The sequence below is a fragment of the Streptomyces sp. NPDC048612 genome (genome assembly GCF_043199295.1).
Taxonomy (GTDB): domain Bacteria; phylum Actinomycetota; class Actinomycetes; order Streptomycetales; family Streptomycetaceae; genus Streptomyces.
Window position 1 is genome coordinate 126,615 of sequence record NZ_JBICVV010000019.1, and the last position, 15,011, is coordinate 141,625.

Consider the following 15,011-nt stretch of genomic DNA (forward strand, 5'->3'; position numbering starts at 1 on the left):
TCCGCGTCGCCCGGAGATGCCGAGGCGGCTGCGGCGGACAACGTGGCCGAAGCGGCTGACCCGGAGCAGGAGTTGACTGCCGAGCTGCCCCACACCCGGGATGCCTCTGCTGGGCAGCAGTCGGAGGACTGGGTGGTGCGTCCGCCAGAGGCTCGGAACGGCTCGGCGTCGTCCACGTCCTCAGCGTCGCCCGGAGGGGCCGAGCCGCTTGCGGCGGGCGGGGCGTCCGAATCGGCCGCAAGCGGCGATGAGCTGGCGGTGACGCAGGAGGTCATGGCCGCAGATGGGGCGCACCAGGAGACCGCCGGCCAGGCCGTGGACGCCCCGGCCGGCGGTGCGCGTCCGGCTCCGTCGACCATGACGCTCGGCCGGCTACGCGCTGACACCCGGGACGAGACCACGCCCGCCCCGGACACCACCGCCGCCACCCCCACAACAGCCGCCACCCCTGCCACCACCCCCAGTCCCACCCCCCTGCCCCCCACGGCTCCACCCCAGGCCGAGGTTCCAGGGGCGGCGTCGCAGCGGCAGCAGAAGCCGTTGCACGCCGAGGACCCGTACGGCACGCCTCCCTACGGTGGGCCCGGGCCATGGGCGCCCGCGCCGCCCGTTCAGCGGCCGACGGCGACGCCCGCGCAGGGCACGGTGCTTCCGCCGCAGGCCGGCCAACTGCCCCCGTACGGCGCCCCGGCCGCCCCGCAGCCCGCGATGCCCGGCGCCGCTTACCCGGGCCCGCCGCAGGCGCCGCCGTCCGCCGTGCCGCCCACTACGCCGCCCGCCGCCCCCGGTGCGGAGCGTGCGCCGCTCGCCCCGGGCGCCGAGCAGCCACACCCGGGCCCGGCCCCCGCCGCTGCACACCCCCGCCCCGCCGCCGAACCTGCCGTACCCCACGGCATCGACCTTCAGAAGACCGGCGCCCCGCAGCCCGCCCCCGAAGCGGCCGCCGCCTCCGGGCCCGCCGCCGCACAGCCCGCTCCCCTGGACCCCGCCGCCCCCGCACCCGCACCCGCACCCGCCCCCGGGCCCGACGCGGCGCCGGACGGCACGGACGGCGCCTTCGTCCCGCACCCCGGCGACGGCGGCCCCCGCCCGGCCTCGGCGGCCGCGCACCGCACGGCCGCCCCGCAGCCCGGCACCACGGGTCCCGCCGGCCACGGACCGGGCGCCCTCCCCACCGACCACGTCCCGGCCGACCACGCCCCGGTCGGCGCCCCCGGGCACACGCCTCAGGGCGCCTGGCAGCAGTACGACCCCTGGAGCGCGCCGCTGCAGGGCGGGCCCGTCGCGCCGCCGTCCGGCCGCCGCGTGCGGCGCGGGCCGCTGATCGCCGGTGCGGTGGCGCTCGCCCTGCTCGCGGGCGGTGTCGGTGGCGGCGTCGGCGCGTACGTCGAGCGCTACGGCGGCCTCAGCGACATCATGCTGCCGCAGTCCGAGGCCGAGGACGGCGGCCGTGAGCCGGACAGCGTCGCCGGGATCGCGCAGACCGCGCTGCCCGGCGTGGTCACCCTCCATGTGCGCGGCAGCGCCGAACAGGGCACCGGCACCGGCTTCGTCCTCGACCACCAGGGCCACATCCTCACCAACAACCACGTCGTCGAACCGGCCGGCAGCGGCGGCGAGATCTCGGTGACCTTCAGCGGCGGCCAGACGGCCAAGGCCAGGGTCATCGGCCGGGACGGCGGTTACGACCTGGCCGTCGTCCAGGTGGAGGGCGTCGCGGGGCTGCACCCGCTCACGCTCGGCAACTCCGACTCGGTGCGGGTCGGCGACCCGGTGGTGGCGATCGGCGCACCGTTCGACCTCGCCAACACCGTCACCTCCGGGATCATCAGCGCCAAGCAGCGCCCGATCACCGCGGGCGGCCAGAAGGGCGACGGCAGCGATGTGTCCTATGTGGACGCCCTGCAGACCGACGCCCCCATCAACCCGGGCAACTCCGGCGGCCCGTTGGTGGACGCCAAGGCGCGGGTGATCGGCATCAACAGCGCCATCCGCGCGGCCGACGGCAGCGGTGGCCAGGACGGCGAGGGCCAGGGCCAGGGCCAGGGCGGCAGCATAGGACTGGGCTTCGCCATACCCGTCAACCAGGCCAAGCGGGTGGCCGAGGAGCTGATCAACACCGGCAGGGCGACCCACCCGGTGATCGGCGTCACGCTGGAGATGGAGTACGCGGGCGACGGGGCGCGGGTCAGCGAGCGCAGCAAGGACGGCAGGCAGCCGGTCCTCCCGGGCGGCCCCGGCGCCAAGGCCGGGATCAAGGCCGGCGACGTGATCACCAAGGTGGACGGTGCTCCCGTGCACCGCGGTGAGGAGCTGATCGTCAAGATCCGCAGCCACCGTCCCGGCGACACGCTGGAGCTGACCGTCCAGAGGGGCGGCAAGGAGCGGTCCGTCCGGCTCAGCCTGGGTTCCTCCAGCACGGACTGACTCGTTTGCACGGTGTTGGCACGGGCGACTCCCGCCCGACGCGCGGGGCCAGGTACCGTGATAGGCGGCCTGGCCCCTAGGCCACTGAAGGCCTCGGATAACCCAAGGAGCTGCACGGTGTTCTTCGACATAGGACCCCTCGAGCTGGTGGCGCTCGTGATCCTTGCCGTGCTCATCTTCGGTCCGGACAAGCTTCCCAAGGTCATCCAGGACGTGATGGCCTTCGTCCGCAAGGTCCGGGCGTTCTCGGACAGCGCCAAGGAAGACATCCGCAGCGAGCTGGGGCCCGAGTTCAAGGACTTCGAGTTCGAGGACCTCAAGCCCAAGAACTTCGTGCGCAAGCACGTCCTGGAGAAGGACGAGTACGGCCTCAAGGACCTTCAGGAGATCCGTAACGGCTTCGACCTGAAGAAGGAGATGGCCGAGGTCACCGACGCCGTCCACGGCCACGAGGGCGCCTCCTCCGCCACGCCCTCGAACGGCTCCGGCCCGAGCCTGTCCAAGGAGTCCCCGGCCGCCTCCGCCGGGCGCCCCGACCTGCTCAAGAAGGCCGCTCAGCCGGACGAGCGTCCGCCGTTCGACGCCGACGCCACCTGACACACACCGGTATGACTGTCTGCGTGGACGCCAGTGGCTATGCTCCGGGTGTCCGGGGTTCGGTCGCCTGAGGGGGGCGGGCCGCCCACGACGCAGGGCAACAAGGAGGCTCCGCGCAGATGGAGACGACCAGTCCGTCAGCGACACACGAGGCGGCCGCCGGCGCCGGCCGGAAGGTCGACGGCTATCTGCTGGCCGCGTTCCCGTGGTACGGCCTCGACGAGGCGTTCACCGGTCCGCGCTGGCTGATGCAGGTCGGGGCGGCCGCCGACGGCACCGTCGAGCACGGTGCCACCGGCCATGGCGAGGAGCCGACGATCAAGGTGGAGCCGCCGCAGGACGAGCGGTTCGCGGTGGTGGTGACGGTCGCCAGCCGTCCCGTGCGGCGCAGCGGCGACGGCACCGGCGTCCTGGAGGCGACCTCGGTCTCGACGGCCGCCTGGCTCGCCGGCTCGGGGCTGCTCGCGCAGACCTGGCCGACCCAGATGGACCGGACGCTCCGCCAGGACTGGCTGGACCAGCAGACGATGCTCGCCTGGGAGCTGGCCGACGACCTCGGCGGCGGCAGCTGGAACGAGCTGATGCTGCCGGTGGACGGGGTGCCGACCTCGTTCGCCTACCGCGAGTCCGAGTACGGCTGGGTGCTGGCCGGTTCGGCGAGCGAGGGCCCCGAGGCGGTGCACATCGGTGCCTACGGGCGCGGGATGAGCGCCTACGGGCTGGGCTTCTCGGTGATCAAGGACCTGTCCGCGTACGAGGGCTGACCGGGCCGGAGCGGCGCAACAGCGAGGGGCGGACCCGTACGGGCCCGCCCCTTTCCGCGTCGTCCGGAAGGCGCCGCGGCCACACCGGACGCAGCGCCTTCGCGGTCTCAGAACTTGTTGCGCGGGGTGATCCCCAGCGACATGCCGGACAGGCCCCGCTGACGGCCGCCCAGCTTGCCGGCGATCGTCCGGATCGCCGAGCCGGCGGGGGAGTCCGGGTCGGTGAGCACGACCGGCTTGCCCTCGTCGCCGCCCTCGCGCAGCCGGACGTCGATCGGGATGGCGCCGAGCACCGGCACCTGAGTGCCGGTCGTCTTCGTCAGGCCCTCGGCGACCCGCTCGCCGCCGCCGGTGCCGAAGACGTCGACCATCTCGTCGCAGTGCGGGCAGGGCAGCCCGGACATGTTCTCGACCACGCCGACGATCTTCTGGTGGGTCTGCACCGCGATCGAACCGGCCCGCTCGGCGACCTCGGCGGCGGCCTGCTGCGGGGTGGTGACCACGAGGATCTCGGCGTTCGGGACGAGCTGGGCCACCGAGATGGCGATGTCGCCGGTGCCCGGGGGCAGGTCCAGCAGCAGGACGTCCAGGTCGCCCCAGTAGACGTCGGCGAGGAACTGCTGGAGTGCGCGGTGCAGCATCGGGCCGCGCCAGACGACCGGGGCGTTGCCCGGGGTGAACATGCCGATCGAGATGACCTTCACGCCGTTCGCCGACGGCGGCATGATCATGTTCTCGACCTGGGTGGGCTTGCCGTCGGCACCGAGCATCCGGGGCACCGAGTGGCCGTAGATGTCGGCGTCCACGACACCGACCTTCAGACCGTCGGCCGCCATAGCCGCCGCGAGGTTGACCGTCACCGACGACTTGCCGACGCCGCCCTTGCCGGAGGCGACGGCGTAGACCCGGGTCAGCGAACCGGGCTGGGCGAACGGCACCTCACGCTCGGCGGTGCCGCCGCGCAGCGAGGCCGCCAGCTCCTTGCGCTGCTCGTCGCTCATCACGTCCAGCTCGACGGCGACGGAGGTGACGCCCTCGACCCGCTCGACGGCCTCCCGCACGTTGCTGGTGATCGTCTCGCGCATCGGGCAGCCGGAGACGGTGAGGTAGACCACGACCGCCACCGCGCCGTCCGCCGCGATGTCCACCGATTTGACCATCCCCAGCTCGGTGATGGGGCGGTGGATCTCGGGGTCGTTCACCGTCGCGAGCGCTTCGCGGACCGCGTCCTCGCTCGGGGTGGCGCCATGGGGCGTGTCGGTAGCCATGCCCCGATGGTACGGCGCGTGAGGGTGCCTCCGGAAAGGCCGTCAGCGGTCGCGTTCGTCACTCTCCGCGTCGGCCGGCTGCCGCAGCTCCAGATCCCGGAGCAGGTCCTGCAATTCGGAGCGAATCCAGTCGCGGGTGGCGACCTCACCGAGCCCGAGCCGCAGCGCCGCGATCTCCCGCGTCAGGTACTCGGTGTCGGCGATGGAGCGCTCGTTCTGCTTGCGGTCCTGCTCGTGGGTGACCCGGTCGCGGTCGTCCTGCCGGTTCTGCGCCAGCAGGATCAGCGGCGCGGCGTACGAGGCCTGGAGCGACAGCGCCAGCGTCAGGAAGATGAACGGGTACTGGTCGAACCGCAGCCCGCTGGGCGCGGTGGTGTTCCAGATGACCCACACGATGATGGTGAAGGTCATCCAGACGATGAAGCGGCCGGTCCCCAGGAAGCGGGCGATCTTCTCCGAGAGCCGCCCGAAGGCCTCCGGGTCGTACTCGGGCAGGAACGTACGGCGCGGTGCGCGCGGCTGGTCGAGGCGCACCCGGGGGCGGTCCGCGGTGCCCCGGCGCAGCGCGGAGGCGCCGTTGGCCCGCGACCGCTCCCGGCCGCCGTCCCGCTCCTCAGCGCCCATGCCCGGCCTTTCCGGGGCCGCCGTCGCCGGTCAGTCCGGCCGTCGCCGGAGCGTGCAGCCCGTCCTCCCGCCAGTCGTCCGGCAGCAGATGGTCCAGCACGTCGTCGACGGTGACCGCGCCCAGCAGGGCCCCGCTCTCGTCCACGACCGGCGCGGCCACCATGTTGTACGCGGCCAGATAGCTGGTCACCTCCGGCAGCGGGGTGTCCGGTGGCAGGGCCGGCAGATCGGTGTCGGCGATCGAGCTGACGAGGGTGAACGGCGGGTCGCGCAGCAGCCGTTGGAAGTGCACCAGGCCCAGGTACTTGCCGGTGGGGGTCTCGTCCGGGGGCCGGCAGACGTAGACCTGGGCGGCCAGGGCGGGGGACAGGTCCGGGTCGCGGACCCGGGCCAGCGCGTCCGCGACCGTCGCGTCAGGGCGCAGCACGATCGGCTCGGTGGTCATCAGCCCGCCCGCGGTCCGCTCCTCGTACGACATCAGCCGCCGCACGTCCGCGGCCTCCTCCGGCCGCATCAGCGCCAGCAGCCGTTCCTTCTCCTCCTCGGGCAGTTCGGAGAGCAGATCGGCGGCGTCGTCCGGGTCCATCGCCTCCAGGACGTCGGCGGCCCGCTCGTCCTTGAGCTTGCCGAGGATCTCCACCTGGTCGTCCTCCGGCAGCTCCTCCAGGACGTCGGCGAGCCGGTCGTCGTCGAGGGCCGCGGCGACCTCGGCGCGCCGCTTGGGGGAGAGGTGGTGCAGCACCCCGGCCAGGTCGGCGGGCCGCAGCTGTTCGAAGGTGGCGAGCAGGCTCTCCGCGCCCTGCCCGTGCTCCTCCAGCGAGAAGCCGGTCACCGCCGACCACTCCACGGTCAGCGCCTCTCCCTTGCGGCGCAGCGCCCCGCCCTTGCCCTTCCGTACGAAGGCCTTGTCGATCTCCCAGTCCCGGCGGGCCGGCAGCTGGGTGATGCCGATGTCGAGGACGGTGACCTCCTCACCGGTCTCCACCAGCCGCACCCGCCGGTCGAGCAGCTCGCCGAGCACCAGCGTCTCGGACGCCCGCTGTTCGAAGCGCCGCATGTTGACCACACCGGTGATCACGATCTGGCCGGAGTCCACCCCGGTCACCCGCGTCATCGGGACGAAGATCCTTCGCCTGCTGATCACCTCGACGACCACCCCGAGCAGCCGCGGCGGCCGGTCGCCGACCCGGAGCAGGGCGACCAGGTCCCGCAGCCGGCCGACCTGGTCGCCGTTGGGGTCGAAGACGGCGCTGCCGGCGAGATGGGAGACGAAGACCCGGGGAGTCACGACCGCCATGCCGAGCGCCGCCCTTCTCCCGTTCGGCCCGAATTAAGGCATCGATCCGGGTTCAGGCTAACGCGCCCCGGTCCGCGCCGCCCCGGTGAAAGCGGCCGTAGGGTGACTGCCCCGCACCCCGCCGACGACCGGCGCGGCCCAGGTACGCTGCCGTACTGCTGCCGAGATCACCCGCATCAGGAGGCCGAGCCGACGTGAGCGCAATCCCCCCGGGGTCCGGCCCCCGACCGCTGCCCGGAACCCGTCGGACGGGACGGGCCGCGCTCGTGGGGGCGGCCTGCGCGGCACTGGCCGTGGCGCTGACGGGCTGCGGCGGGGAGGAGAACCCGGACGCCGGCACCAACGGCGTGGGGAAGCTGCCCGCCGCGAAGATCGAGGCCAAGGCACGGGCCGCCGCCCAGCGCGCCGACACGGTGCACCTCGCCGGCAACGTCGTCAGCCAGGGCCGCACCTACAAGCTCGACATGAGCCTGGCGAAGGACGGCGCCAAGGGCGAGCTGACCACGAAGGCGGCCGCCTTCCAGCTGCTGCGGGTCGGCGACGCGCTCTACCTGAAGGCGGACGCGGCCTTCTGGGCCGGCGAGAAGAGCGGCAAGCCGGGCACGCCCGACCAGGCGGCGGACAAGCTCGGCGGCAAATACGTGAAGGTGCCCGCCAAGGACCCGGTCTACCAGCGCTTCAGCGGCTTCACCGACAAGGACACCCTGCTCGCCGGTCTGCTCGGACTGCACGGCAAGCTGACCGCCGGTGACCGCGGCGAGGTCGACGGGGTCCGCACCGTCCGGGTCAGCGGCGGCGCGGGCTCCGGCGGCACCCTGGACGTCTCGCTGGAGGGCACGCCCTACCCGCTGCGGCTGCACCGGGCCGGCGACGCGGGCGTGGTGCGGATGGGCGAGTGGGGCAAGACCGTGGACCTCAAGGCCCCGGACGAGGACCAGGTCGTCGACTACGGCAGCCGGATCTCCGGCGGCGGGGGCAGCTGACGGACCGGCCCGCCGCTCGGGACCCCCGCCGTGCCAGGCGTGCGGCGGTGTCCCGGCGCCCCGGGTTCAGCGCTTGCGGCCCCGCCGCAGCAGCAGCTTCGGCAGCGCCGCCGGTACGGGCCGCCGGGTGATCGCGGAGGTCGCCGGCGGCGGCGCGGCGTGCGACTCCTCCGGCATCCGCCCGGGGCGCTGTACGGCCTCCCCGGCGGGCTCCAGCCGCAGCACCCGGCACTCGCGCGCCCAGCGCTCGGTGAGGGTGTCCGCGTCCGGCGCGTTCAGCCGCTTGCCCTTGAGTTCGTCGACCGCGGCCCGCCAGGCCTCGCCCTCCGGCGTCAGCTCGACGACCCGGGCCTCCCAGGCGACCAGCCGGCCGCCCTTGTCCTTGCTGCGTACGGTCACCGTCGCCGTCCCGCCGTCGGTCAGCCCGAGGCCGGCCAGCGGCTGCTCACCGGCGCCGTCCCCGACCAGGCAGGCGGCCCCGTCGAGCCACAGATGCCACAGCGCACGGGACGGGCCGGCCGTCCCCCGTACCCAGATGAGGCCGGACTTCTTGGTGGCCTCTTCGATGAGCGCCCGATCGTGCAGGGCCTGCGACACGGTCTCCGTCATACGGCTCAGCCTAAACGTCCCGGCCGCGGGCGACCGGGGCCGCCCAGGCGCTGAGATGTGCGGACGCCCCGCCCGCACCGGCACCCGGGGTCACAGCCATCCGTTGCGCTTGAACCCGCGGTGGATGCCGAAGCAGATGGCGACCGTCGCCATCAGTACGGCCGGATAGCCGAACTTCCAGTGCAGCTCGGGCATGTAGTCGAAGTTCATGCCGTAGATCCCGGCGATCATCGTGGGCACGGCGAAGATCGCCGCCCATGCGGTGATCTTGCGCATGTCCTCGTTCTGCGCCACGGCGGCCTGCGCGAGATTGGCCTGGAGGATGGAGTTGAGCAGGTCGTCGAAGGACAGCACCTGCTCGTTGACCCGCGCCAGGTGGTCGGCGACGTCCCGGAAGTACTTCTGGATGTCGGAGTCCACCAGCCGCATCGGACGCTCGCTCAGCAGCTGCATCGGCCGCAGCAGCGGCGACACCGCCCGCTTGAACTCCAGTACCTCACGCTTGAGTTGGTAGATCCGGCCGGCGTCGCCGCCCTTGGGGGAGCCCTTGGCGCCGGTGCCCTTGCCGTTGGTGCCCGAGCTGAAGACGTCGATCTCCACCTCGTCGATGTCGTCCTGCACCGCACCGGCCACCGCCATGTACCCGTCGACGACCTGGTCGGCGATGGCGTGCAGCACCGCGGACGGACCCTTGGCCAGCAGGTCCGGGTCGTCCTGGAGCCGGTGCCGCAGCGCGCGCAGCGACCCCTGGCCGCCGTGCCGCACGGTCACGATGAAGTCCCGGCCGGTGAAGCACATCACCTCGCCGGTCTCCACGACCTCGCTGGTCGCTGTCAGCTCGGTGTGCTCGACGTAGTGGACCGTCTTGAAGACGGTGAACAGGGTCTCGTCGTAGCGCTCCAGCTTGGGCCGCTGGTGGGCGTGCACGGCGTCCTCGACGGCGAGCGGGTGCAGCCCGAACTCCTGGGCGATACCGGCGAATTCGGCCTCGGTGGGCTCGTGCAGCCCGATCCAGGCGAAGCCGCCCTCGGCCCGCACGCCGGCCATCGCCTCGGCCGGGGTGACGTGGTCGCTCACCCGGCGGCCCTCGCGGTAGACACCGCAGTCGACGATGGCGCTGTTCGGGCAGGCAGGGGCGGACGCGGAGTAGTGGTACGAGGGGTCGTCGCGCCGCCGGGAGGGACGGACGGCGGCGCGCAGGTCGCGGATCATCGACATGGCAGGCTCCTTCACGGGCCGGCCGTCAGCGCGGGCGCGGGGGGCAACGCTGCCCGGAACGTGGACGTACGAGGCGTCATCGGCTGTACGTCCGCAAAGCGGGCGGCGCTCCGTGCGGTGACACTGACGGCAGTTCGCAGAAAACACGGAACAAAGAGTCGAGGGCGCTCTTCCGTCATCTACGTCCGGCGCAAAGGTGCTTCCCTGGTTTCACCGCTGAGCGGCGGGGTACGGAAGCTCTCGGATCAGGAGATTCGCTGCGCGAGCGGGATGACGGGAGAACTATCGGTACTGCACGGTCGACTCGGATCCACCGCAGCCCCACCTCCTCCGGCCGGTCCCCGTTGGGGGACGACGTCATTCCCTGAGCAGACGGCAAGGCTATCAGCCGCCTGACGCGTCACGGTGCCCCTTTGCCCGTTCCATACGAAGAACGGGGGCGCCGCACAGCAGTGCACCGAGGGGTGACGGACGCCCGAGTGGCCGGCCGTATGCTCGCGCCATGTCTGACGTTCTTGAGCTGGTCGAGGCCCGGTTGCGGACAACCCTGGGCGAGCCGGACGCGCGCGCCGCCGTCACCTTTCTCGGGACCGACCGTATCGAGGTCCTCCGCTTCGTGGACAGCGGGGTGGTCCGCTACGCCACGCTCGGGATGTCCGCGCAGCCCATGGCCGACCCCACGGCCGTGCTGGCCGATCCGCTGCGCGGTCCGCGCGCCGAACTCGTGCTGTCCGTACGGACCGGCCGCGCCGACACCGACAAGGTGCTCAGGCCGCTCGCCGTGCTCGCCGCGTCCCCGCAGGTCGAAGGGGTGATCGTGGCGCCCGGGGCCTCGCTGGACGTCGGTGAACCGCTGTGGCCGGGTGCTGCTTTCACCTCGGTGCTGGTCGCCTCGCCCGGGGGGCTGGTCGAGGATCTCGCGCTGGACGAGCCGAGGGAGCCGGTCCGCTTCCTGCCGCTGCTGCCGATGACGCCCAACGAGGCGGCCTGGAAGCGGGTGCACGGCGCCGAGGCCCTGGAGAAGCGCTGGCTGGAGCACGGCACGGATCTGCGTGATCCGCTGCGTGCGGGCGTTCCGCTCGACTGACCGGCGAGCGGAGGTGGCACCGCGCCCCGTCGACCCTCGAACAGGGAGGGCCGACGGGGCGTCAGTGTCCTTACGGGGGCGGGGCGGTCGCGGTGCGTCTCACCGGGCGAGGGCCGTGATCCCGTCCTCCGTCGCGTGCCGCGGGGCCTGTTCCGCAGCCCCGGTGGTCAGCGCCCGGCGGCGGACGGCGACGACACCGGCGCCGGCCACCGCCGCGACGGCCGCGACCACGAACGGAACGTGGATGTCGGTCCACTCCTCGATCCTGGGCGCGAGGAACGGCGCGGCCGCCGCCGCGAACCAGCGCACGAAGTTGTAGCCGGCGCTGGCCACCGGGCGCGGTGCGTCCGAGACGCCGAGCGCCAGTTCCGTGAAGACGGTGTTGTTCAGGCCGATCAGGGCGCCGGACAGCACGGTGCACACGACGGCGGTGGTGTGGTCGCCGTAGCCCAGTACGACCAGGTCGGCGGCGAGCAGCAGCAGGGAGCCGCACAGCACCTTCAGCGAACCGAAGCGGTGCTGGAGCCGGGGCGCCACGAGCACCGAGAACACCGCGAGCAGCACACCCCAGGCGAAGAAGACGCCGCCCGACGCGTAGGGGGACATGTTCAGCACGAACGGGGTGAAGGCCAGCACCGTGAAGAACGCGTAGTTATAGAAGAACGCGGAGACGGCGGTGGCGGCCAGCCCGCCGTGGCCGAGGGCCCTGACCGGGGCGAGCAGTGAGGTCTTGGCGGCCGGCTTCGGCTGCTCCTTGAGGAAGGCCGCGATGGCGATGAACCCGATGGCCATCAGGACGGCGGTGCCGAAGAACGGGTAGCGCCACTTCAGGTCGCCGAGGACCGCGCCCAGCAGCGGCCCGCAGGCCATGCCGAGCCCCAGCGCGGACTCGTACAGCAGGATCGCGGTGCTGCTCCCGCCGGACGCCGCGCCCACGATGACCGCCAGCGCCGTCGAGACGAACAGGGCGTTCCCCAGGCCCCAGCCCGCCCGGAAGCCGACCAGTTCGCTGACCGATCCGGACAGGCCGGAGAGCGCCGCGAAGACCACCACCAGCGCCAGCCCGGCCAGCAGGGTCTTCCGGCCGCCGATGCGGCTGGAGACGAAGCCGGTGATCAGCATCGCGACCGCGGTGATCAGGAAGTAGGAGGTGAAGAGGAGCGAGACCTGGCTGTTGGTGGCGTGCAGGCCGCGGGCGATCGACGGGAGGATCGGGTCGACGAGGCCGATGCCCATGAAGGCCACGACCGAGGCGCCCGCCGTGGCCCAGACGGCCATCGGCTGGCGGAGCAGCGAGCCGCCGCCCTCCTCGAACGGATCGTCCGTGCCGCCGTGGGCGCCGTTCTCCGTGCCGCTCATGCTGCGGTTCTCCTTTCTGTCGCCGGTTGCGTGTCCCCGGCCGGCGGTGGACGTGGCGCCGCCGCCGAGATCGTTGACGTTTACACACAATAAGTTAGGCGATCTAAAGAATGCAAGGTGCAACTAGTTCTCCGGAGGGGTGCGCGGACCGGGGGCGCGGTCAATTGCGCGGCGCCGTAAGTGATTCGGGGCACACCGGTCGGGTGATCGTCCTTGACGCGGGGGCGGGGCTGGAGGACCGTTGGTCCCTATGAGGGGCGAACCCAGTTGCCCGAAGTGCGGAGGCCGGGTAAGGGCGCCCGGTCTCTTCTCCGACACCTGGCAGTGCGCCCTGCACGGCACCGTGCATCCACTGCAGCCGGTCGTCCCGCCGAGCGTCGAGGCGCTCGGCGTCGTCGTGCACCGCGCGCAGGTGCCCGTATGGATGCCCTGGCCGCTGCCGGTCGGCTGGCTGTTCACCGGAGTGGCCTGCGCCGGCGACGACCGCAGCGGCGGCCGGGCGACCGCGGTGGCCTGCACCGGCCCCGGCCCGCTCGGCGGCCCCGGCGAACTCCTGCTGATCGCCGAGGAGCTGGGCGTCGGACTCGGCGCGCGCTACGCCGGTATCGACGGCCCCGACCCCGGTCCGCACATCTGCGTCGACAAGCACCCGCACGCCAAGGTGCTCGCCGCCGGCCGCCCTACCCCGTTGTGGCACGTCGAGGACGCGCCCCCGGACCGCGCGGTCTTCGCGGGCGAGGCACGCGGGCTGTGGCTCTGGGCGGTCGCCTGGCCCGAGCAGTCGGGGCTGATGATGTACGACGAGCTGGTGCTGACCGATCTGCGGGAGGCCGGTGCCGAGGTGGATCTGCTGCCGTGCGGGGCGCTCTCGCCGCGGATTCTGGGCTCCCGGACGACGGACGACGGCCGTGACGCCGCCCGCTGACGGCCGCGACGGCTGACCGCGCGGGACACCGCGGCGCCTGGCGGGCGGCCGGTGCCACCCGGCCGCCCGGTATTCTTCTGGGGTCCCCTTACGGTGTACCTGCACCCGGTGTCTCCCGGGCTGCGTCCCCGTCCGTCCCGCAGCAGTCTGGAGTCCGCGTCGTGCGCATCGATCTGCACACCCACTCCACGGCCTCCGACGGTACGGACACCCCCGCCGAGCTGGTGCGCAACGCCGCGGCCGCCGGTCTGGACGTCGTCGCGCTGACCGACCACGACACCGTCGGCGGCTATGCCGAGGCGCGGGCGGCACTGCCCGGCGGACTGACACTGGTCACCGGCGCCGAACTCTCCTGCCGGATCGACGGCGTGAGCCTCCATATGCTCGCCTACCTCTTCGACCCCGAGGAGCCGGAGCTGGCCCGGGAGCGGGAGCTGGTGCGCGACGACCGGGTGCCGCGGGCCCAGGGCATGGTCGCCAAGCTGCGGGATCTCGGGGTGCCGGTCACCTGGGAGCAGGTCGCCCGGATCGCCGGGGACGGCGCCGTGGGACGGCCGCACATCGCCACCGCCCTCGTCGACCTGGGCCTGGTCCCCACCGTCTCCGACGCCTTCACCTCCGAGTGGCTCGCCAACGACGGCCGGGCGTACGTGGAGAAGCACGAACTCGATCCGTTCGACGCGATCCGGCTGGTCAAGGCGGCGGGCGGGGTCACCGTCTTCGCGCATCCGCTGGCCGTCAAGCGCGGCAGCTGCGTCCCGGAGAGCGTGATCGCCGAACTCGCCGCGGCCGGTCTCGACGGCATCGAGGTCGACCACATGGACCACGACGCCCCGACCCGCGCCCGGCTGCGCGGCATGGCCGCCGACCTCGGCCTGCTGGCCACCGGCTCCAGCGACTACCACGGCAGCCGCAAGACCTGCCGCCTGGGCGAATACACCACCGACCCCGAGATCTACGGTGAGATCGTGCGCCGCGCGACCGGCGCCTTCCCCGTACCCGGCACCGGCGGCTGAGCCCGCCGCGGCCGGCTGCCGCACCGCGCGCCCCGGTCCGCGGGGCCGTCACCCACCGCGCCGCACCCGGCCGGGCACCGGACAGGGCGCGGCCGCATACCGCCCCCTCCTTCCCTCCCTCCCTCTTACGGGCCCGCGCCCGCCGCGCCGGTCCGTGCTCGTCCCGTACCACCTCTCGCAAGGCCATCACCGTGTTCGACGTCGCCGTCTTCAGTACCCTCTTCGTCACCCTGTTCGTGATCATGGACCCGCCGGGTATCACCCCGATCTTCCTGGCCCTGACCTCCGGCCGGCCGGCCAAGGTGCAGCGCCGGATGGCCTGGCAGGCGGCCGTCGTCGCCTTCGGGGTCATCGCCCTCTTCGGCCTCTTCGGCCGGCAGATTTTGGGGCGGCTGCACATCTCCACCCCCGCGCTGATGATCGCGGGCGGTCTGCTGCTCCTGCTGGTCGCGCTGGACCTGCTGACCGGGAAGTCGGAGGAGCCGACCCAGACCAAGGACGTCAACGTGGCGCTGGTGCCGCTGGGGATGCCGCTGCTGGCCGGGCCGGGCGCGATCGTGTCGGTGATCCTCGCGGTGCAGCACGCCCAGGGCGTCGCCGGGCAGGTCTCCGTCTGGGCGGCGATCGCCGCGATCCATGTCGTGCTCTATCTGGTGATGCGGTTCTCACTGGTCATCATCCGTGTGATCAAGGACGGCGGAGTGGTCCTGGTCACGCGGCTGGCGGGCATGATGCTCTCGGCGCTCGCCGTGCAGCAGATCATCAACGGCGTGCTGCAGGTGATCCAGTCGGCGGCCTGACGCCGGCACCCCGCAGCGGAACGCACGGCGCCCCCGT

The 15,011-nt window shown here is 72.9% G+C and carries 14 protein-coding genes; 8 read left to right on the forward strand and 6 right to left on the reverse strand.

Annotated elements, in window-relative coordinates:
* Nucleotides 1–540 precede the first annotated feature (540 nt).
* The 3 genes from ACGFN2_RS25935 (at nt 541) to ACGFN2_RS25945 (ending at nt 3,788) form a co-directional block, all read left to right on the forward strand.
* Entirely contained in the window at nt 541–2,427 is a 1,887-nt protein-coding gene (locus ACGFN2_RS25935) for a S1C family serine protease (RefSeq protein WP_393364438.1), read from the forward strand.
* A 117-nt stretch (nt 2,428–2,544) separates the two neighbouring features.
* Entirely contained in the window at nt 2,545–3,024 is a 480-nt protein-coding gene (locus ACGFN2_RS25940) for a sec-independent translocase (RefSeq protein ID WP_362605441.1), read from the forward strand.
* A gap of 119 nt (nt 3,025–3,143) precedes the next feature.
* A complete protein-coding gene (locus ACGFN2_RS25945; RefSeq protein WP_362605439.1) occupies nt 3,144–3,788 on the forward strand; it encodes a hypothetical protein in 645 nt (214 codons plus the stop codon).
* A gap of 107 nt (nt 3,789–3,895) precedes the next feature.
* Here ACGFN2_RS25945 and ACGFN2_RS25950 read toward each other — a convergent pair whose 3' ends face one another.
* From ACGFN2_RS25950 to ACGFN2_RS25960, 3 genes are read right to left on the reverse strand one after another with little or no spacing between them, the layout of a single operon-like run.
* Entirely contained in the window at nt 3,896–5,056 is a 1,161-nt protein-coding gene (locus tag ACGFN2_RS25950) for an Mrp/NBP35 family ATP-binding protein (protein ID WP_042148270.1), read from the reverse strand.
* A gap of 42 nt (nt 5,057–5,098) precedes the next feature.
* Entirely contained in the window at nt 5,099–5,680 is a 582-nt protein-coding gene (locus ACGFN2_RS25955) for a DUF1003 domain-containing protein (RefSeq protein WP_362605436.1), read from the reverse strand.
* Nucleotides 5,670–6,977 (reverse strand): magnesium transporter MgtE N-terminal domain-containing protein, encoded by a 1,308-nt coding sequence (locus ACGFN2_RS25960; RefSeq protein ID WP_362605435.1) that lies wholly within the window; start codon nt 6,975–6,977, stop codon nt 5,670–5,672. The genes ACGFN2_RS25955 and ACGFN2_RS25960 overlap by 11 nt, the downstream gene beginning before the upstream one ends.
* A 194-nt stretch (nt 6,978–7,171) precedes the next feature.
* Here ACGFN2_RS25960 and ACGFN2_RS25965 point away from each other — a divergent pair, with 194 nt between their 5' ends.
* On the forward strand, nt 7,172–7,960 hold the full coding sequence (locus ACGFN2_RS25965; protein WP_393364375.1) for a hypothetical protein: 789 nt from the start codon (nt 7,172–7,174) through the stop codon (nt 7,958–7,960).
* Between the two features lie 66 nt (nt 7,961–8,026).
* Here ACGFN2_RS25965 and ACGFN2_RS25970 read toward each other — a convergent pair whose 3' ends face one another.
* Together ACGFN2_RS25970 and ACGFN2_RS25975 are read right to left on the reverse strand one after the other, a co-directional pair.
* On the reverse strand, nt 8,027–8,569 hold the full coding sequence (locus ACGFN2_RS25970; RefSeq protein ID WP_393364378.1) for a hypothetical protein: 543 nt from the start codon (nt 8,567–8,569) through the stop codon (nt 8,027–8,029).
* 90 nt (nt 8,570–8,659) lie between these two features.
* Entirely contained in the window at nt 8,660–9,787 is a 1,128-nt protein-coding gene (locus ACGFN2_RS25975; protein ID WP_362605432.1) for a magnesium and cobalt transport protein CorA, read from the reverse strand.
* A gap of 502 nt (nt 9,788–10,289) precedes the next feature.
* Here ACGFN2_RS25975 and ACGFN2_RS25980 point away from each other — a divergent pair.
* Nucleotides 10,290–10,874, forward strand: coding sequence for a suppressor of fused domain protein (locus ACGFN2_RS25980; RefSeq protein WP_393364381.1), 585 nt, complete (start codon nt 10,290–10,292; stop codon nt 10,872–10,874).
* Nucleotides 10,875–10,973: 99 nt separating this feature from the next.
* Here the strand turns inward: ACGFN2_RS25980 and ACGFN2_RS25985 are convergent, their stop codons facing one another.
* Nucleotides 10,974–12,233, reverse strand: a complete 1,260-nt coding sequence (locus tag ACGFN2_RS25985) for an MFS transporter (protein ID WP_393364384.1) — start codon at nt 12,231–12,233, stop codon at nt 10,974–10,976.
* 250 nt (nt 12,234–12,483) lie between these two features.
* On the opposite strand from ACGFN2_RS25985, the gene ACGFN2_RS25990 reads away from it, so the two are divergent.
* The 3 genes from ACGFN2_RS25990 (at nt 12,484) to ACGFN2_RS26000 (ending at nt 14,974) form a co-directional block, all read left to right on the forward strand.
* On the forward strand, nt 12,484–13,158 hold the full coding sequence (locus ACGFN2_RS25990) for a DUF6758 family protein (RefSeq protein ID WP_393364387.1): 675 nt from the start codon (nt 12,484–12,486) through the stop codon (nt 13,156–13,158).
* A gap of 161 nt (nt 13,159–13,319) precedes the next feature.
* The gene (locus ACGFN2_RS25995) at nt 13,320–14,174 is read left to right on the forward strand and encodes a PHP domain-containing protein (protein WP_393364390.1); all 855 of its coding nucleotides are present in this window, start codon (nt 13,320–13,322) and stop codon (nt 14,172–14,174) included.
* A 191-nt stretch (nt 14,175–14,365) separates the two neighbouring features.
* Nucleotides 14,366–14,974, forward strand: a complete 609-nt coding sequence (locus ACGFN2_RS26000; RefSeq protein ID WP_362605423.1) for a MarC family protein — start codon at nt 14,366–14,368, stop codon at nt 14,972–14,974.
* The last annotated feature ends 37 nt before the right edge of the window (nt 14,975–15,011 follow it).